Source organism: Agromyces sp. NPDC029043 (genome assembly GCF_055564615.1).
The window spans coordinates 245199-262543 of record NZ_JBVHVX010000005.1; the positions used below are offsets into that span (position 1 = coordinate 245199).

Below are 17345 nucleotides of genomic sequence, written 5' to 3' on the forward strand. Positions count from 1 at the left end.
CGCGGCGCGCCGGCGGCCGCTGCGCGGTCAGTCGGCGGCGGGGACCGCCTCCTCGATGAGCTCCAGGGTGCGGGCGGCGACGCTCACGGCGATCGCGGCCGGCTCCTTCGAGCGGATGCCGTCGATGCCGATCGGCGACGTCACTCGCTCGAGCGCGGGTTCGTCGTGTCCGGCCGACGCGAGCTGCGTGCGGAACCGCGCCCACTTCGAGCGCGAGCCGATGAGGCCGATCGAGGCGACGCCGGAGGTCCGGAGGGCGGTGTCGACGATCGCCAGGTCCTCGGCGTGGTCGTGGGTCATGACGAGCACGTGCGCGCCGGTCGGCAGGTCGGCGAGGGCCGTCTCGGGCACGGGGCGCCGATGCACCTCGACGGTGGCGACCGCGTCGTCGAGCACGTCGAGCCGATCCGGCGCCAGCATCTCGCTCCGCGAGTCGACGAGGTGCAACTCGATCGGATGGCGCGCGAGGATCCGGGCCAGCTCGAGCCCGACATGGCCGATGCCGAAGACCGCGACCACGGGCACGACCGGCAGGGGTTCCAGCAGCATGGTGACCTCTCCTCCGCAGCACTGCACGCCGTAGTCGGTGACGGCCTTGTCGCTCAGCGTCAGCGTGAGCAGCTCCGGCTCCGCGACGCGCTCGGCGAGCATCGCCCGCGCGCGCTCGAGCGCGGTGCGTTCGAGGTTGCCGCCGCCGACCGTGCCGAACGACTCCGCGTCGGCGACGACCATCTTGGCGCCGCCGTTGCGGGGCGCATGCCCGCGCACCATGGCGAGCGTGACGATCACGCCGGCGCGCCGCTCGGCACGCAGCCGCTGGACCGCGTCGACCCAGTCCATCGATGCCCCGCTCAGTGCTCCGCGCGTTCCGAGCGGCGGGCGGCGGCGAACCCCGCGTCGGCGAGCGGGACGCCGGCGCCGGCATCGGCACCGACCGAGGCACCGGAACCGCCAACCGCACCCGCTCCCGCGGCCCCAGCCTCCTCGCGGTCGAGCGCCGACCGCGCCGCCTCGATCGCCCAGAACACCGCCTCGGGCGTCGCGGGCGAGGCGAGCTCGACGCTGTGCCCGTCGGGCCCGAATGCGGCGACGGCCTCTCGGATCGCCTCGCGCACGCTGAACGCGAGCATGAGCGGCGGCTCGCCGACGGCCTTCCCGCCGTAGACCGCGCCGTCCTCGGCGGCCCGCTCGAGGAAGTGCACGTTCAGCTCGTCGGGCAGTTCGGAGAAGCTCGGCAGCTTGTACGTGCTCGCCGACTGCGTGAGCAGGCGGCCGCGGCCCGGCCCGTCGGACTCGTCCCAGCGCAGCTCCTCGAGCGTGAGCCATCCGGCACCCTGCATGAACCCGCCCTCGACCTGGCCCAGGTCGATCAGCGGCGAGAGCGAGTCGCCGACGTCGTGCACGATGTCGACGCGGCGGGTGCGCGTGGCGCCCGTGAAGCCGTCGACCTCGACCTCGGCGGCGGCGACGCCGTACGCGAAGTACTTGAACGGGGTGCCCTGCATGCTGCCGGGCTCCCATCCGAGCCCCTCGGTCCGGTAGAACCCGGCGGCGAACAGCTGCACGCGATCGGCGTACGCGGCCTCGACCACCTCGAAGAACTCGAGCGACATGCCGTCGGGGTCGGCGCCGGAGACCCGGCCGTCGTGGAAGCGCACCTCGCGTTCCGCGACGCCGAGGAGGCGCGCGGCGACCGGCGTCAGGCGCGAGCGGATCTGCTCGCACGCGTGCCTGACCGCCGCGCCGTTGAGGTCGGCGCCGCTCGACGCGGCCGTGGCCGACGTGTTGGGCACCTTGTCGGTGCGGGTCGGGGCCAGCCGCACCGCCGACATCGGCAGGCCGAGCGCCGTGGTGGCGACCTGCAGCATCTTGGTGTGCAGGCCCTGGCCCAGTTCGGTGCCGCCGTGGTTCACGAGCACCGATCCGTCCCTGTAGACGTGCACGAGCGCGCCGGCCTGGTTGTACGCGGTGAACGTGAACGAGATGCCGAACTTCACGGGCGTGATCGCGAGCGCGCGCTTGACGTCGGGGCTGTCGGCGTTGAACGCGGCGATCGCGGCCCGGCGCTCGTCGAATGCGGATTCGGTCCGCACGCGCGCCCACGCGTCGTGCAGCCGTTGCGCGTGCCGCACGGGCTGCCCGTAGGGCGTCGTCTGGCCCTCGCGGTAGAGGTTGCGCTCGCGCAGCGTCGCGGCGTCGATGCCGAGCAGCGGTGCGACGCGACCGAGGATGTCCTCGATCACGAACATGCCCTGCGGCCCGCCGAAGCCGCGGAACGCGGTCTGCGAGGTCTTGTTCGTCTTCGCGATGCGGCCCAGCACCGTGATGTCGGGGATCCAGTACGCGTTGTCGACGTGGCACAGCGCGCGGCCGAGCACGGGTTCCGACAGGTCGAGGCACCAGCCGCCGTCGGAGGTCAGCGTCGCCTCGAGCGCGAGGATGCGCCCGTCGTCGTCGAAGCCGGCGCGCCAGGCCGCGTGGAACGGGTGCCGCTTGCCGGTCATCGTGAGGTCCTGCGTGCGGGTGAGGCGCACGCGCACGGGCCGGCCGGTGAGCGTCGCCCCGAGCGCGGCGATCGCCGCGAAGCCGTGCGGCTGCATCTCCTTGCCGCCGAACCCGCCGCCGAGCCGCAGCGACTGCACGGTGACGCGGTGGTTCGGCACGCCGAGCACGTGCGCCACGATCTCCTGCGTCTCCGAAGGATGCTGCGTGCTCGACTCGACGAACACCTGCCCCTCGGAGTCGACGTGCGCGAGCGACGCGTGCGTCTCGAGGTAGAAGTGCTCCTGCCCGCCGACGACGCTCTCGCCCTCGACGACGTGGGGGGCGCGCTCGAGGGCGGATGCCGCGTCGCCGCGTCGCACGGTCGGCGCGATGCCCTGGAACGAGCCGGCGTCGATCGCGTCGGCGATCGTGACGATCGACGGCAGCGGCACCGACTCGACGCGCACGGCGGCCGCGCCGAGCCGGGCGGCCTCGGGCGTCTCGCCGAGCACCCAGCACAGCGCGTGCCCGTGGAACATCGCCTCGGACGGGAAGAGCGGCTCGTCGTGCTTGGCGCCGGCGTCGTTCTCGCCGGGCACATCGGCCGCGGTGAGCACGCGAATCACGCCCGGCACGTCGAGCGCCGGTGCGACGTCGAGCGTGACGAGCGCGTGCGCGTGCTCGGACTGCACGGGCCACGCGGTGAGCACGTCGCGGCGACCGGCGGCGAGGTCGTCGGTGTAGATCGCCGTGCCGGTGACGTGCCGCGGCGCGCTCTCGTGGGGGAGCGGCCGGCCGACGACGGGCTCGGGCGGGCGATCGGCGAGCCCGCTCATGCCGGCACCTCCTCGCGGCGGGCGGCAGGCGCGGCCGGGCCGGTGCGGAAGAGCTTGAGCAGGGCCCGGTTCAGCATGAGCGCACGGTAGTCGGCGCTCGCGCGGTGGTCGGACATCGGGGTGCCCTCGCCGCCCAGCACGGATGCCGCGTCGCGGACGGTCTCGAGGTTCCACCCGCGCCCGACCAGGGCGGCCTCGGCAGCGCGGGCGCGGATGGGCGTCGCGGCGACGCCGCCCAGCCCGATGCGCGCGGCCGACACCGTGCCCCCCGCGTCGAGGTCGATCGCGAAGCCGACGGCGACGCTCGAGATGTCGTCGTAGCGGCGCTTGGCGACCTTGTGGAACGCGGTCAGGGTCGCCCCACCGGCCCGGGCGACCGGCGCCGGGATGCGGACGGCGCGGATGAGCTCGCCGGCACGGCGCACCGTCTGCCGGTAGCCCGTGAAGTACTCGTCGAGGTCGACCTCGCGCTCGCCGTCGCGCGAGACGAGCACGAGCCGCGCGCCGAGCGCGAGCAGCGCGGGCGCGGCATCGCCGATGGGCGACGCGGTGCCGAGGTTGCCGCCGATCGTGGCGCGGTTGCGGATGAGCGGCGACGCGAACTGCGGGAACAGCTCGGCGAGCAGCGGGATGCGCCCGCCGAGACGCCGCTCGACCTCGGACAACGGGAGCGCCGCGCCGAGCTCGATGGCTCCGTCGGCGCCGACCTCGAACCCGAGCAGCTCGGGCAGCCGCTCGATCGCGACCGTGAGCGGCGCCCGCCGGCCCCGCAGGTTCACCTCGACCCCCCAGTCGGTGCAGCCGGCGACCACCATCGCGTCGGGCTCGTCGGCGAGCAGCGCGAGCGCCTCGTCGAGCGAGGACGGCCGGACGAACCGCGCTCCGCCGGCGTCGAGCACGGTCGGGACGACGTCGGGCGCGGGTCGCGCCCGCCGCTCGGCGAGCGGGTCGGCGGGAGCGGGGTCGCCGAGCGCGTACGCCGCATCGCGGATCGGGCGGTAGCCCGTGCAACGGCACAGGTTGCCGCTCAGCGCGTGCAGGTCGAAGCCGTTGGGGCCGACGGCGTGCTCGTCGGAAGTGTCCGCCGGCGCGTCGGCCGCGCCATCCGCTCGCCCCCTGCCGGCACGGTAGAACTCTGCCGCCATGCTGCACGCGAACCCCGGCGTGCAGTATCCGCACTGCGATCCGCCGCCCGCGGCGAGCGCCTCCTGCACGGGGTGCAGGTGCTCGGGCGTGCCGAGCCCCTCGGCGGTGACCACCTCCTGGCCGTCGAGTGCGGCGACGGGCACGAGGCACGAGTTCACGGGCGTCCACGCGGTACCGCCGTCGCCGTCGGGCGTCGCCACGAGCACCGAGCACGCGCCGCACTCGCCCTCGGCGCAGCCCTCCTTCGCGCCGGTGAGGCCATGCGCGCGCAACCAGTCGAGTGCCGTCGTGTGCGGGCTGACGTCGTGCAGCGCGCACGCCCGACCGTTGACGGTCACCGACGTCGCTTCCATACGCACACCCCCCGTTTCCGCGAGTCTACGCCGCGGAAACGGCCCCGATCCCGTGGCGCCGCGGTGGTCGGTGCGCGAAGATGAGGGCAGCGTGTGGAGCGCCCGGCCGAGGGCTCCACCGGAGGGGAGAGGCAGCCGGATGGCCGTCGAGATCGCCCGTGCCGACGACGTCGCGGGCAGCGAGGAGATCCTCGCGCCGGACGCGCTCGCGTTCGTGGAGGAGCTGCATCACCGCTTCGACGCGCGCCGCCGGGAGCTGCTGGCGGCCCGCCGCACGCGCCGAGACCGGATCGCGCGGGGCGAGGAACGCCTCGACTTCCTCGCCGAGACGGCCGACGTCCGTGCCGGCGACTGGCGCGTGCCGCCCCCGCCGCCCGCGCTCGCCGACCGGCGCGTGGAGATCACCGGCCCCGCCGCGCCGGCGAAGATGGCGATCAACGCGCTGAACTCCGGCGCGAAGGTGTGGCTCGCCGACCTCGAGGATGCGTGCAGCCCCACCTGGACGAACATCGTCGGCAGCGTGCGGAACCTGCGCGACGCGGCTCGCGGCACGCTCGCCTTCACGTCACCCGAGGGCAAGGCCTACGCGCTGCGCGACGACGTGCGCCGCCCGACCGTGGTCACGAGGCCCCGCGGATGGCACCTGCCCGAGAAGCACGTACTGATCGACGGCGAGCGCGCGTCGGCGTCGCTCGTCGACTTCGGGCTGCACCTGTTCCACACCGCGCAACTGGTCATCGACAACGGCGACGGCCCGTTCTACTACCTGCCGAAGCTCGAGTCGCACCTCGAGGCGCGCCTCTGGAACGACGTGTTCACGCTCGCCGAGGAGCGGATGGCGCTGCCCGCCGGGAGCATCCGCGCGACGGTGCTCATCGAGACGATCCCGGCCGCGTTCGAGATGGACGAGATCCTGTACGAGCTGCGCGAGCACGCCTCGGGCCTGAACGCCGGTCGCTGGGACTACCTCTTCAGCATCATCAAGGTGTTCCGCGACGCCGGCCCCGAATTCGTCGTGCCCGATCGAGCATCGGTGTCGATGACGGCGCCGTTCATGCGGGCCTACACCGAGCTGCTCGTGCAGACCTGCCACCGCCGCGGTGCGTTCGCGATGGGCGGCATGGCGGCGTTCGTGCCGAACCGGGCCGACCCCGAGGCGACCGCGGTCGCGTTCGAGAAGGTGCGCGCCGACAAGACCCGCGAGGCGGACGACGGGTTCGACGGCTCATGGGTCGCGCACCCCGACCTCGTGCCCGTGTGCCGCGAGGTGTTCGACGGCGTGCTGGGCGACCGGCCGAACCAGCTCGACCGGCAGCGCCCGGAGGTGTCGGTCACGTCGGCCGACCTGCTCGACGTCGCCGCGATGGGCGGCCGGGTCACCGAGGCGGGCCTGCGCACGAACCTCTCGGTCGCGGTGGCCTACCTCGCGGTGTGGCTCTCGGGCAACGGCGCGGTGGCGCTGCACAGCCTCATGGAGGACGCCGCGACCGCCGAGATCTCGCGTTCGCAGGTGTGGCAGCAGCTGCGGCACGACACCGTGCTCGCCGACACCGGCCGCCGGCTCACGCCCGAGCTCGTGCGCGAGGTGCTCGACGAGGAGGTCGCCGCGCTCCGCGCCGAGGTGCCGCCCGACCGGTTCGCCGCACACTACGAGCCCGCGGCCCGGCTCGTCGCCGAGTTCTGCCTCTCCGACGACTACGTCGACTTCCTCACCCTGCCCGCCTACGAGCTGCTGGAGTGAGCGTGCGCACCGCGCTCACCGCAACCGACCTCGCCGCCGCCGACGCCCGTCTCGCGGCCACCGACGCGCTGCTCGCCACGGCGTACCCGGGCGACGACGGGTCGCGACAGCCGGTGCACACGGTCTACGTGCCGGCCGACCGCTACACGCCCGAGCTGCCGACGGTGTGGGGGCGGGAGGCGCTCGCCGCCGCCGAGGCGGCGGGCGGGATGGAGGCGCTCGCGCGCTCGATCGGCCTCGACCCGGTGATCGCGGCGGTGGCGGCATCCCGCGTGCGCGACAAGCTCGCGCGGGAGCCGATCGAGGACCTGCGCATCGACTTCGAGGACGGCTACGGCGACCGGGGCGACGACGTCGAGGACGCCGACGCCGTGCGCGCGGCGAAGCGCGTCATCGCGGCCGAGGGCGCGCACTTCGCGCCGCCCAGCATCGGCATCCGGTTCAAGTCGTTCGAGGCCGCGACGCGAGCCCGCGGCATCCGCACGCTCGACCTGTTCGTCACCGCGCTCGTCGAGCACGGCGGCCTGCCCGCCGGGCTCGCGCTCACGCTGCCGAAGGTGTCGGCGGTCGCGCAGGTGGAGGCGATGGCCGAGGTCGCGACCGCGCTCGAGCGCGCCCTGGGGCTCGACCCCGGCCGGCTGCGGTTCGAGGTGCAGGTCGAGACGCCGCAGCTGATCCTCGGCGCCGACGGGCTCGCGCCGGTCGCGCGGCTGCCGTTGGCGGCGCCGGGCCGGATCAGCGGCCTGCACTACGGCACGTACGACTACAGCGCGGCCCTGGGCATCGCGCCCGCGCAGCAGTCGATGGAGCACCCGGCGGCGGACTTCGCGAAGCACGCGATGCAGGTCGCCGTCGCGGGCACCGGCATCCGGCTGTCGGATGGCTCGACCAACGTGCTGCCCGTCGGCGACCGCGCCCTGGCCGCGTGGCGCCTGCACGCCCGGCTCGTGCGGCGCTCGCTCGAGCTCGGCTTCCCGCAGGGCTGGGACCTGCACCCGAACCAGCTGCCGACGCGGTTCCTCGCGACCTACGCGTTCTACCTCGACGGGTACCCCGGGGCGGCCGCACGCCTGGCGCGCCACCGGGTGCAGGCCGCGGGCGACGTGCTCGACGAGCCGGCGACGGTGCGCGCCCTCGCCGGGTTCGTGCTCCGCGCCATCCGCTGCGGGGCCATCCCGGCCGCCGAGGTCGCGGTCGACACGGGGTACGACGAGGCGACGCTCGCACGGCTGGCGCATCCGCGGGCGCGCGCACCCATCACCACCGACCAGGAGGCGACGTGAGCTACTTCACCCCGGCGGGCGGGCTGCCCGCCCAGACCGAGCTCCTCACCGACCGCGCGATCGTGACGCCGGCGTACACGTTCATCCCGAAGGGCGTGCTGCGTGACATCGTCACGAGTCGGCTGCCGGGGTTCACGAGGACCCGCTCGTGGATCCTCGCGCGCCCGATCGCGGGTTTCGCGACGACCTTCTCGCAGCTCATCGTCGAGATCGGGTCGGGCGGGGGCGCCGAGCGGCCCGAGCAGGAGGCCGGCGTCGAGGGCGTCGTGTTCGTGACGTCCGGTGAGCTCACCCTCACGCTCGAGGCCGAGCGCGAGCAGCACGTGCTCGGGCCGGGCGGGTACGCGTACCTGGCCGCGGGCGAGCGGTGGTCGATCGTGAACGCCGGCGAGGAGGCCGTGAGCTTCCACTGGATCCGCAAGGCGTACGAACCGCTCGAGGGCCACACGGCCACGTCGTTCGTGACGAGCGACCAGGCCGTGCAGCCGGTGCCGATGCCCGACACGGATGGCGCGTGGGCGACGAGCCGCTTCGTCGACCCCGACGACCTCGCCCACGACATGCACGTGAACATCGTGACGTTCCAGCCAGGCGGGTCGATCCCGTTCGCCGAGACGCACGTCATGGAGCACGGCCTCTTCGTGCTCGAGGGCAAGGGCGTGTACCGGCTGAACGACGACTGGATCGAGGTGGAGGCGGGCGACTTCATGTGGCTCCGGGCGTTCTGCCCGCAGGCCTGCTACGCCGGCGGGCCGGGGCCGTTCCGTTACCTGCTGTACAAGGACGTCAACCGCCAGGTGCGGCTCGGCGACGCCGGTGGCGGCGGCGGGCACCTGTCGAGCGCCGCCTTCTCGAATTATCCAAGTGGACAATTCGAGCGCTGACGGCTAGCGTTCACGGCATGCGAATCCTCCTCATCGGTGCGGGGGGCGTCGGCGATGCCATCGCCAGGATCGCCGCCCGCCGCGACTTCTTCGAGCTCATGGTCGTGAGCGACTACGACGAGTCCCGCGCACGTCGCACGGTCGACTGGATCGCCGACCGGCACGGCGACGCGGTCGCTGCGCGGTTCGCCACGGCACGGATCGATGCGAGCGATCCCGAGGTCGTGGCATCCGTCGCCCGCGACCACCGCGTCACGCACGTGATGAACGCGGTCGAGCCGAAGTTCGTGCCCTCGATCTTCGCCGGTGCGCTCGCCGCGGGCGCCGACTACCTCGACATGGCCATGAGCCTCTCCGAGCCGCACCCGACCGACCCCTACGCCGAGACGGGCGTGAAGCTCGGCGACGACCAGTTCGCGCAGGCCGACGACTGGGAGCGGGCGGGGCGGCTCGCGCTCGTCGGCATGGGCGTCGAGCCCGGGCTCTCCGACGTGTTCGCCCGGTACGCCGCCGACCGCCTCTTCAGCGAGATCGACGAGCTCGGCACGCGCGACGGCGCGAACCTGGTCGTGCGCGACGAGGAGGGCAACGAGGTCTTCGCGCCATCCTTCTCGATCTGGACCACGATCGAGGAGTGCCTGAACCCACCCGTGGTGTGGGAGAAGGACCGCGGATGGTTCACCACCCCGCCGTTCAGCGAGCCCGAGGTGTTCGAGTTCCCCGACGGCATCGGGCCGGTCGAGTGCGTGAACGTCGAGCACGAGGAGGTGCTCCTGATGCCGCGCTGGGTCGACGCGAAGCGGGTCACCTTCAAGTACGGCCTCGGCGACGAGTTCATCGGCGTGCTGAAGACCCTGCACCTGCTCGGACTCGACTCGACGGCGCCGGTGCGCGTCCGCAGCGCCGCGGGCCCGGTCGAGGTCGCGCCGCGCGACGTGGTGGCCGCCGCGCTGCCCGACCCCGCGACGATCGGCCCGCGCATGACCGGCAAGACGTGCGCCGGGCTCTGGGTGACCGGCCGCGGCACCGACGGCGCGCCGCGCGAGGTGTACCTGTACCACGTCAGCGACAACGAGTGGACGATGCGCGAGTACGGGGCGCAGTGCGTCGTATGGCAGACCGCCCTGAACCCGGTGATCGCGCTCGAGCTGCTCGCGACCGGCGCGTGGTCGGGCGTCGGCGTGCTCGGGCCCGAGGCGTTCGACGCCGAGCCGTTCCTCGACCTCATGGCGCGTGCCGAGGCCGACGGCGGGTACGGGCAGCCGTGGGGCATGGAGGACCGGCTCGCGCGCTGAGCGGCGTGCCGAGGGGTCGCGACATGCCGCGCGCTCGACGCGTCGGACGGCATGTTGCGACCCCTCGTCGGCGGGTCGATCCGGGAGGACGAGGCGCAGGCGAGGGGCGCAACGGCGGCGCGATAGGGTCGCGGTCATGACGGATGGCGCGAGCGGAGGCCCCGCGTCGGTGCCCGGCGCAGCGGAGGGCTGGGCGCGGGCGGCGGCGGACGCGCACGCGCTCGCCGACGAGACCGATCTGCGCGCCGGCATCGTGACGCGGGCCGCGCGCCCAGACGAGCTCGCAGGCGCGCTCGCCAGGTTCGACGCGACCTGGGGCGCCGGCCGCACGGTCGACCTCGCGTCGCTGAAGGCGATCGATCACGCGGGCAACACGGTGCTGGTGGCCGTGCCGGCGCCGGGTCGAGCGGATGCCGCGGGCGAGCTCGCCGGACCCGACGACGTGCCGCTCGGTGCCGCGCTCGGCTTCCTCGGCTGGGCCGGCGGCCTCCACGTGCACTCGCATATGAACGCGGTGGACCCGAGCGCCCGAGGGCGGGGGATCGGCGTCGCGCTGAAGCTCCGACAGCGGGCCGTCTGCCTCGAGCACGGCGTCGACGAGGTGCGCTGGACGTACGACCCGCTCATCCGCCGCAACGCGCGCATGAACCTCGTGCGGCTCGGCGCCGAGGTGATCGCCTACCACGCCGACTTCTACGGCGAGCTGCGCGACGCCATCTCGGGCGGCGACCGCAGCGACCGGTTCGAGGTGCGCTGGCGACTGCGGTCGCCGCGCGTCGCGAGGGCGCTCGGCCGGATGCCGCAGCCCGCGTGGCGCGCGGAGGGCGGGCTGCGACTCGTGGCCGACTTCGAGGGCGTGCGCGCCGCCGACCCGCGCGCGGCCGCAGCGCTGCGCAAGGCCTCGAGGGAGGCGTTCGCCGCGCTCGCCGACGGGCGCCTGCGGCCCGAGCTCGATGCATCCGGCGACTACGTCTTCACCGCCGATGACGAGGATCAGGCGCCGGACGAGACCATCGCGGTGCCGACGCCCGGCTCGTGAGGCGGTGCCACCCCACCCGTGGACTCGCGCACCTCGATCCGGAACTCCGGCTTGAGCTGGCGTGGCGGCCGTCGCTCCCCCTTCTCGAGGATGCGCTCCAGCAGCAGCTCGACGGCCATCTCCGCGATCTCGTCGCGCCCGGGATCGACGCTCGACAACGAGGGCACCGAGAAGCGCGACTCGTCGATGTTGTCGAAGCCGATGACCGCGACGTCCTCCGGAACGCGCATGCCCGCCTCGCGGAGCGAACGCAGCACGCCCAGGCCGAGGGTGTCGTTCAGGGCGAAGACCGCGTCGAAGGGCACTCCCTCGTCGATCATGCGCCAGGTGGCTGCCGCTCCGGTCTCGCGGTTCCACGGCTGCGCGACGCGGATCAGCCGGGGATCCTCGCCGATGCCCATGGCCGCCAACGCCTGCCGGTACCCGTCCAGCCGAAGTGATCCGGAGCTCGCGTCGCCGTCGGCCGGTGCCGGTGCGCCGATCAGGGCGATACGCGTGCGACCGAGGCCGAGGAGGTGTTCCACCGCCGCACGCGCGGAGGTGACGTTGTGCATGGTCACGTGATCCGTCGGGCCGCCGAAGATCCGCTCACCCAGCAGGACCAGCGGGATCGACACGTCGAGGGCATCCGCATCGGCCTGGCCGAGGCTGACGGGGCTGAACAGCAGCCCGTCGGTGAGGTGGAGCTTCCCGCCGCTCAGCGAAGCCAGTTCCTTGTCGCGGTCGCCGTTGGTCTGCTCGATCAGCACGCTGAGGCCGCGCTGCTCGGCGGCTCGGATCACCGCGTCGGCGAGTTCGGCGAAGTAGTTCTCGCGCAGGGCCGGCACGGCGAGCCCGATGACGCCGGTGCGCCCGGAGCGCAACCCGCGAGCCGAGACGTTCGGACGGTATCCGAGCTCGCGGATCGCGCTGCGCACGCGCTCGCGCGTCTCGGCCCGCACATGCGGATAGTCATGGACGACGTTCGAGACGGTCTTGATGGAGACGCCTGCCAGCCGCGCGACGTCGTGCAGCGTGGCCCCCATGCGTCCCCGTCCCTCCTCGCGCCTCCGCGGCCACTGTACCCCAGCGGCACCGCCGTACCCGGCGGGCGCGATCTTCAGTCGACGGTGACCGAGTAGTCGGCCGGGCCGGCCACCGTCAGCGCGACCGTCGCGGACTCGTCGCCCACGCTGATGCGGTAGTCGCCGACGAAGCCCGACACCTCCACCACGCCGTGCTCGTCGGTGCGCTCCTCCGTCGGCGGCAGCCACCACTCGCCCTTGATCAGGCCGCGCAGCACCTCGTACGACGGCTTCGGCGATCCATCGGCGCGGACCAGCCCGCCGGGTGCTCCGAGCCACGACCCGTTGTCGGTGAGCCCCCAGTAGGTGATCGATTCGACTGCCGGATGCCCGACCAGGGAGCGGTAGTGGCGGGAGATCTCATCCGCCTGCTGTTCCTCGCCCTCCGGCGACGAGGGCCACTCGGAGACGCGGTAGTCGTTCAGGTCGGTGATGTGCGACGGCATGTTCGGGCCCGACAGCAACGTCGACTCGGTCATGTGGATCGGCAGGCCGAACCGGGCGAACCGGTCGACGGTGGCGAGGATCTCGTCCTCGCCGCGGTACCCCTTGTGCATGTGGGTCTGCAGGCCCAGGGCGTCGATCCTGATCCCCGCCTCGAGCACGCCCTCGATGAGGCACTCGTACGCCGACGAGAGATCCCAGTCGTTGAGCAGCAGGAACGCGTTCGGGTTGGCCGCTCGCGCCTCCTCGAACGCCATCCGGATCATCGCGATCCGTCCGCGGTCGTACGCGAGCCGGGTGATGCCGTTGTCCTCGCGGTCGAAGACGGGCATGATCACGACCTCGTTGATCGCGTCCCAGGTGTCGATCAGGCCCGCGAACTCGGAGACGTCGCGCCGGATGCGGTGCCGTTGGGCCGCTTCGATCTCGTCGAGCGACAGGTCGAGGAGCCATGGCGCCGTCACGGTGTGCCAGACGAGCGGATGGCCCTTCACCGCGACGCCCCGGTCGCGGAACCACTCCGCCGTCCTGCGCAGTCGCAACGTGTCGGGTCGCCCGCGCTCCGGCTCGAAGCGTCCCCAGTAGAACGGCAGCGTCGCCGTGTTGAACAGCTCCAGCCACAGGTCGGCGAGCGACTCGAGCTGGTCGATGCTCGCTCCGCCGAACGTCTCGATGCGAGCGGCGACCGGGTCGGGCTCCGTCTCCGCGTTGGCAAGGGGGAGGAAGTCGAATCCGATGTTGCCGAATCCGAAGGCGTGCCCGACCTGCTCGACCCGCACCGGGGTCGACGCGAGCGGCGATCCATCGGCACGGTGGACGATGATCCTCGCGTCGGCGCGACGGTGCACCGGGATCGTGCGTGCGAGGTTGTTGATGACGACCATCCTGTTTCTCTTTCTGTGTACCGAGCGACCAGACGTCGCCCTAACGTGCGGGAGTGGCCACCAGGGCGGCGTCGGCGACGTACCCCGTGAGCTCGTTCCGGGTCTCCGCTCCGGCGACGAGACCGCGCAGGGTCCGGAGCGCGCTGCGCAGGCCGCTCTCGAACGGTGCGGCGACGCGCCGGAGGCCGTGCTCGTCCTCGATGAGCAGGGTTCCGGGGCGCCCATCCGGCCCTGAGGGAAGCGTGAGCGAGACGCTGCCTGCGCTGTCGACCAGCGCCAGGTGGACCATCGGCGAGGCAGCGGTCGACCGGATGGCGCTGAGGCCGACGCGCACCGCGTCGCCGAGTTCGGCGACCGCCTCGTGTCCGTGCTCGTCGTCGAGCATGCGATGCAGCGACCGGGCAGGCAGGCCCAGGGAGCGCAGCAGCCCGAGCTGCGACAGCAGCAGGTCGCCCCCGCCGCGTCCGGGCGGGGCGATGGCATGGCATTCGAGGAGGGCGTGCGGTCGAAGCAACGTGCGGATCTCGTCGGCCGCCCGCGAGACCAGGTCGGCGTGCCGCCACGCGGTGCCGATCAACACCGAACGGGCGCCGTGATCGTGCGTGGCGGGGGCGGGCTCCGCCGCCGGCTCGACGACGAGCACGCCCTTGGACGCGGTGGTCGCCTCGAGCCGTTGAGGCCAACCTCGCGCGCCCGAGACCACCTCGATGTCGGCAGGCTCGCGCCGGTCGGCGAGGGTCACCGACAGGGGCATCGTCGCGACGACCGGGTGCACGGCCGAGGCGAGGTCGTCGGCGACGCGTATGGTGAGCCGCGCGGTCACGATGCCTCCCTCCGCCGAGTCACGACGCGGGATCCCACAGCGGCGGCACCCTCGGCGATGGCGATCGCGAATCGCGCATCCGCAAGGGCCGGTCCGAGGCCGTGGTACTGGGCCGAACCGTCGATCACGGCCGCAAGCGTCCGCCACTCCTGTTCGTAGCCGTTCGTCCCCGTTGACGCGAGCTCGACGCTGCGCTCGCCGTCGCTGAACCGGGCGATGCCCGACCCGGCGTGCACGTACGGGGGAGGGAACTCCATCGTCAGGCTGCGTTCCGGCTCCCATGCCTCCAGGCGCCACTCGGGGCGCCACCGCTCGGTCTTGACCGCCGTGAGGACCAGCCGGGTTCCACCGGCCACCGCGGTGATGCGGTAGCCGCCGCTCGGTGGCACCTCGGCGCTCAGCACCGTCACCTCGTCGGCCGGGCAGAGCGCCCTGATCAGCGGAAGGTCGTGGATGGCGAGCCCCATGACGATGCCGTACAGGAGATCCGCGACCTGCTGCGGGTCTTCCGGGTCGATCTCGTGCTCGGCGGGGCGCGCGATCACCTCCGACGCGTACTCCTCCGACCGCGCGTTCGGGGTGAGCACGATCGACGACCGGATGGTGTGCGGCGCGAATCCAGGCGCGAGGGAGTCGACGGCGGTCCAGGCGGGATCGAACACGTGCATGGCGCCGACGAACACCGGAACCTCGGTCTCGGCCGCGATCCGCTGCACGCGCGCCAGCCCGTCCGGGTCGAGGGCCAGGGGCTTCTCGCATAGCACCGCACGCACCCCTGCCCGGCAGACCCGCTCGACCTGGTCGGCGTGGAACCGGTGGGGACTCGCGATGACGACCACCTCGACCGCCGGATCGGCGAGCAGGGTCTCGAGGTCGGATGACGAGAAGGCGCCCACTCCGGCCGCGACCCGCGCGGCGACGCTCGCGTCGACGTCCATCACGTGACGGGGACGGAACAGCTCGGGCATGCGGGCGAGGGTCGGCAGGTGGATGGCCTGAACGACGGGTCCCGCACCGATGAAGCCGACCCCGACCGGGGTCACCCTCCACCCCGGTCGGACGTGGTGCTCGCGCCGATCACTTGATCGCTCCCGCCGCGAGCCCGCGCTCGAACAGGCGCTGGAGGCACAGGTACGCGACCACCTCGGGGATCGCCGTCAGCACGGCCGAGGCGAGGACCTTCGTCTGGTCGTTGCTGAACTGTCCGATGAAGTACGACGGCAGCAGCGTGATCGTCTGCTTCGCGGGATCCTGCAGGAACACGAGCGGCAGCAGGTAGTTGTTCCAGGCGCCGATGAGCGTGAAGATCAGCACGGCGGCCGCGATCGGCCGCGTCAGCGGGATGACCAGGTAGAGGAACCCGCGGAAGGAGTTCGCGCCGTCGACGCGCGCCGCTTCGAACAACTCGTCGGGGATTCCCATGATGAAGTTGCGGACGAGCAGCACCGCGAAGGGCACCTGCAGCGCGGCGAGCGGCAGGATGACCGCCCAATACGTGTCATAGGTGCCGGTCGACACCGCCGTCGCGAACAGCGGGGCGAGCAGGACCACTTCGGGCAGCGTCAGGCACGCCAGCAGCAGCCAGAAGTAGACCTCCTTGCCGGGGATGCGGAACTTCGCGAAACCGTAGGCGGTCAGCATCGTCACCACGTACACGAGCACGATGACGCCGATCGCGATGATCGCCGAACTGAGGAAGAAGTCCCAGATGCGGCCGACGCTCAGCACCGCGGCGTAGTTGCCCAGACCGGAGCCCGCCAGGGAACCCTGGACCATCGCGATCAGCGGCAGCAGGAACGGGATCGTGAGCAGCGTGACGAGCAGTTGGAGCCCGATTCTCCCGGGCACGGAACGTACCTCGAACATGATCAGCGGGTCCTCTCGCGGCCGCGGACTTGCAGGATGATGGCCAGCACGAGCGCGAGCACCAGCAGCAGGATCGACACCGCTGCTCCGTAGCCGACGTGGTAATTCGGGATGGTCTGCCGGTAGATGATCGTGCCGAGGAACTCGGTGGCGTGATTCGGCCCGGCCACCGTCACCAGCCAGGGCCAGTCGAACGTCTTCAGTGCGCCGATCGCGCCGAGCATCGCGAGCGCCACCGTCGTGCCGCGTACGCCGGGCCAGATGATGCTCCAGATGATCCGCAGGTTGCCGGCACCGTCGATTCGGGCCGCCTCCAGGATCGACTGGTCGATCTGGCCCATGGCCGCGTAGTAGAGGACGAAGGTCAGGCCCGTCCACTGCCAGACCGTGATCGCCATCAGCACCCAGAGCGCCGTGCTCGACTGACCGAGCCAGGGCTGCGTGTACGCGCCGAGCCCGATGTGCTCGAGGATCCAGTTGAACTGGCCGTCGGCAGCGAAGAAGAGGCGGAAGACCGGCGCCATGATGGCGGGCGCGAGGACCACCGGGATGAAGATGATGACCTTGTACAGCACGGCGAGCTTGATCCGCGAGTGGAGCAGCACGGCGAACAGCAGCCCGAGGGCGGTCTGCACGGTGAACGTGACGACGAAGAAGACGATGGTGTTGCGGATGGCACCCCAGAACACCGGGTCGGCGAACATCTGCTGGTAGTTGCGCAGGCCGACCTGCTCGGGGTTCGGGCTGATGCCGTCCCAGTCCCACGTCGAGATGACGGCGGTGTAGCCGATGCAGTAGTAGAGGACGCCCACCGAGAGCACGAGGCCCGGCAGGATCCAGGGGAGGCCGTGCGGGTTGAGCTGCCGGCGTCCCTTGCGGCGCCGTGCGACGTCGGCGGCGACGCTGCCGCTGCTCACGACCGGCTCGAGGTCGGTGAGGGATTCGGTGGTGACCACGTCCGCTCCTTTGCGTTTCTTGCCCGGCTGCACTGCCGGGGAGGTCAGGGGGGTGGGGGGGGGGGGGGGGGGGGGGGGGGGGATGGGGGGGGGGGGGGGGGGGGGGGGGGGGGGGGTGGGGGCCCCCCCCCCCCCCCCCCCCCCCCCCCCCCCCCGAGGCCAGCAGCCCGGCCGAGCCCGCGAACACGATCAGCGCGACGGCGAGCGTCGCCCGAGGCCAGGGAAGCCGGCCGGCGTGGAGTGCGAA

General features: G+C 72.7%; 14 protein-coding genes. 5 read left to right on the plus strand and 9 right to left on the minus strand.

The genetic code is table 11. The annotated features are described in order from the left end of the window. Nucleotides 1-27: 27 nt before the first annotated feature. Genes xdhC through ACZ4TW_RS09320 form a run of 3 tightly spaced genes read right to left on the minus strand, consistent with a single transcriptional unit; the run spans nt 28 to nt 4819 of the window. On the minus strand, nt 28-840 hold the full coding sequence (gene xdhC, locus ACZ4TW_RS09310) for a xanthine dehydrogenase accessory protein XdhC (protein WP_465542295.1): 813 nt from the start codon (nt 838-840) through the stop codon (nt 28-30). Nucleotides 841-851: 11 nt separating this feature from the next. Next, nucleotides 852-3320 carry a xanthine dehydrogenase molybdopterin binding subunit gene (gene xdhB, locus ACZ4TW_RS09315; protein WP_465542296.1) on the minus strand — a complete coding sequence of 823 codons (2469 nt, stop codon included), beginning with the start codon at nt 3318-3320 and terminating at the stop codon, nt 852-854. Beyond that, complete coding sequence (locus ACZ4TW_RS09320; protein ID WP_465542298.1) at nt 3317-4819, minus strand: xanthine dehydrogenase small subunit; 1503 nt, start codon at nt 4817-4819, stop codon at nt 3317-3319. Before ACZ4TW_RS09320 ends, xdhB begins: the two co-directional genes overlap by 4 nt. A gap of 139 nt (nt 4820-4958) precedes the next feature. Between ACZ4TW_RS09320 and aceB the strand changes: the two genes are divergently transcribed. The 5 genes from aceB to ACZ4TW_RS09345 all read left to right on the plus strand — a co-directional run bounded on the left by aceB (nt 4959) and on the right by ACZ4TW_RS09345 (nt 11061). Further along, on the plus strand, nt 4959-6560 hold the full coding sequence (gene aceB, locus ACZ4TW_RS09325; RefSeq protein ID WP_465542300.1) for a malate synthase A: 1602 nt from the start codon (nt 4959-4961) through the stop codon (nt 6558-6560). 2 nt (nt 6561-6562) lie between these two features. After that, nucleotides 6563-7843, plus strand: a complete 1281-nt coding sequence (locus ACZ4TW_RS09330; RefSeq protein WP_465542325.1) for a DUF6986 family protein — start codon at nt 6563-6565, stop codon at nt 7841-7843. Further along, complete coding sequence (locus tag ACZ4TW_RS09335; RefSeq protein ID WP_465542302.1) at nt 7840-8727, plus strand: bifunctional allantoicase/(S)-ureidoglycine aminohydrolase; 888 nt, start codon at nt 7840-7842, stop codon at nt 8725-8727. The genes ACZ4TW_RS09330 and ACZ4TW_RS09335 overlap by 4 nt, the downstream gene beginning before the upstream one ends. A gap of 17 nt (nt 8728-8744) precedes the next feature. Beyond that, nucleotides 8745-10022: a saccharopine dehydrogenase family protein gene (locus ACZ4TW_RS09340; RefSeq protein WP_465542303.1), complete on the plus strand. Its 1278-nt coding sequence runs from the start codon at nt 8745-8747 to the stop codon at nt 10020-10022. A gap of 136 nt (nt 10023-10158) precedes the next feature. Next, a complete protein-coding gene (locus tag ACZ4TW_RS09345; protein WP_465542305.1) occupies nt 10159-11061 on the plus strand; it encodes a hypothetical protein in 903 nt (300 codons plus the stop codon). Here ACZ4TW_RS09345 and ACZ4TW_RS09350 read toward each other — a convergent pair. The 6 genes from ACZ4TW_RS09350 to ACZ4TW_RS09375 form a co-directional block, all read right to left on the minus strand. After that, nucleotides 11016-12086 (minus strand): LacI family DNA-binding transcriptional regulator, encoded by a 1071-nt coding sequence (locus tag ACZ4TW_RS09350; RefSeq protein WP_465542307.1) that lies wholly within the window; start codon nt 12084-12086, stop codon nt 11016-11018. The two genes, ACZ4TW_RS09345 and ACZ4TW_RS09350, sit on opposite strands and share 46 nt — an antisense overlap. Nucleotides 12087-12160: 74 nt before the next feature. After that, entirely contained in the window at nt 12161-13453 is a 1293-nt protein-coding gene (locus ACZ4TW_RS09355) for an endo-1,4-beta-xylanase (RefSeq protein ID WP_465542309.1), read from the minus strand. 40 nt (nt 13454-13493) lie between these two features. Next, nucleotides 13494-14276: a hypothetical protein gene (locus ACZ4TW_RS09360; RefSeq protein WP_465542311.1), complete on the minus strand. Its 783-nt coding sequence runs from the start codon at nt 14274-14276 to the stop codon at nt 13494-13496. Then, a complete protein-coding gene (locus ACZ4TW_RS09365; RefSeq protein ID WP_465542313.1) occupies nt 14273-15319 on the minus strand; it encodes a Gfo/Idh/MocA family protein in 1047 nt (348 codons plus the stop codon). Before ACZ4TW_RS09365 ends, ACZ4TW_RS09360 begins: the two co-directional genes overlap by 4 nt. Nucleotides 15320-15353: 34 nt before the next feature. Then, complete coding sequence (locus ACZ4TW_RS09370) at nt 15354-16124, minus strand: carbohydrate ABC transporter permease (protein WP_465542314.1); 771 nt, start codon at nt 16122-16124, stop codon at nt 15354-15356. A 20-nt stretch (nt 16125-16144) separates the two neighbouring features. Beyond that, entirely contained in the window at nt 16145-17098 is a 954-nt protein-coding gene (locus ACZ4TW_RS09375; RefSeq protein WP_465542316.1) for a carbohydrate ABC transporter permease, read from the minus strand. Nucleotides 17099-17345 lie beyond the last annotated feature (247 nt).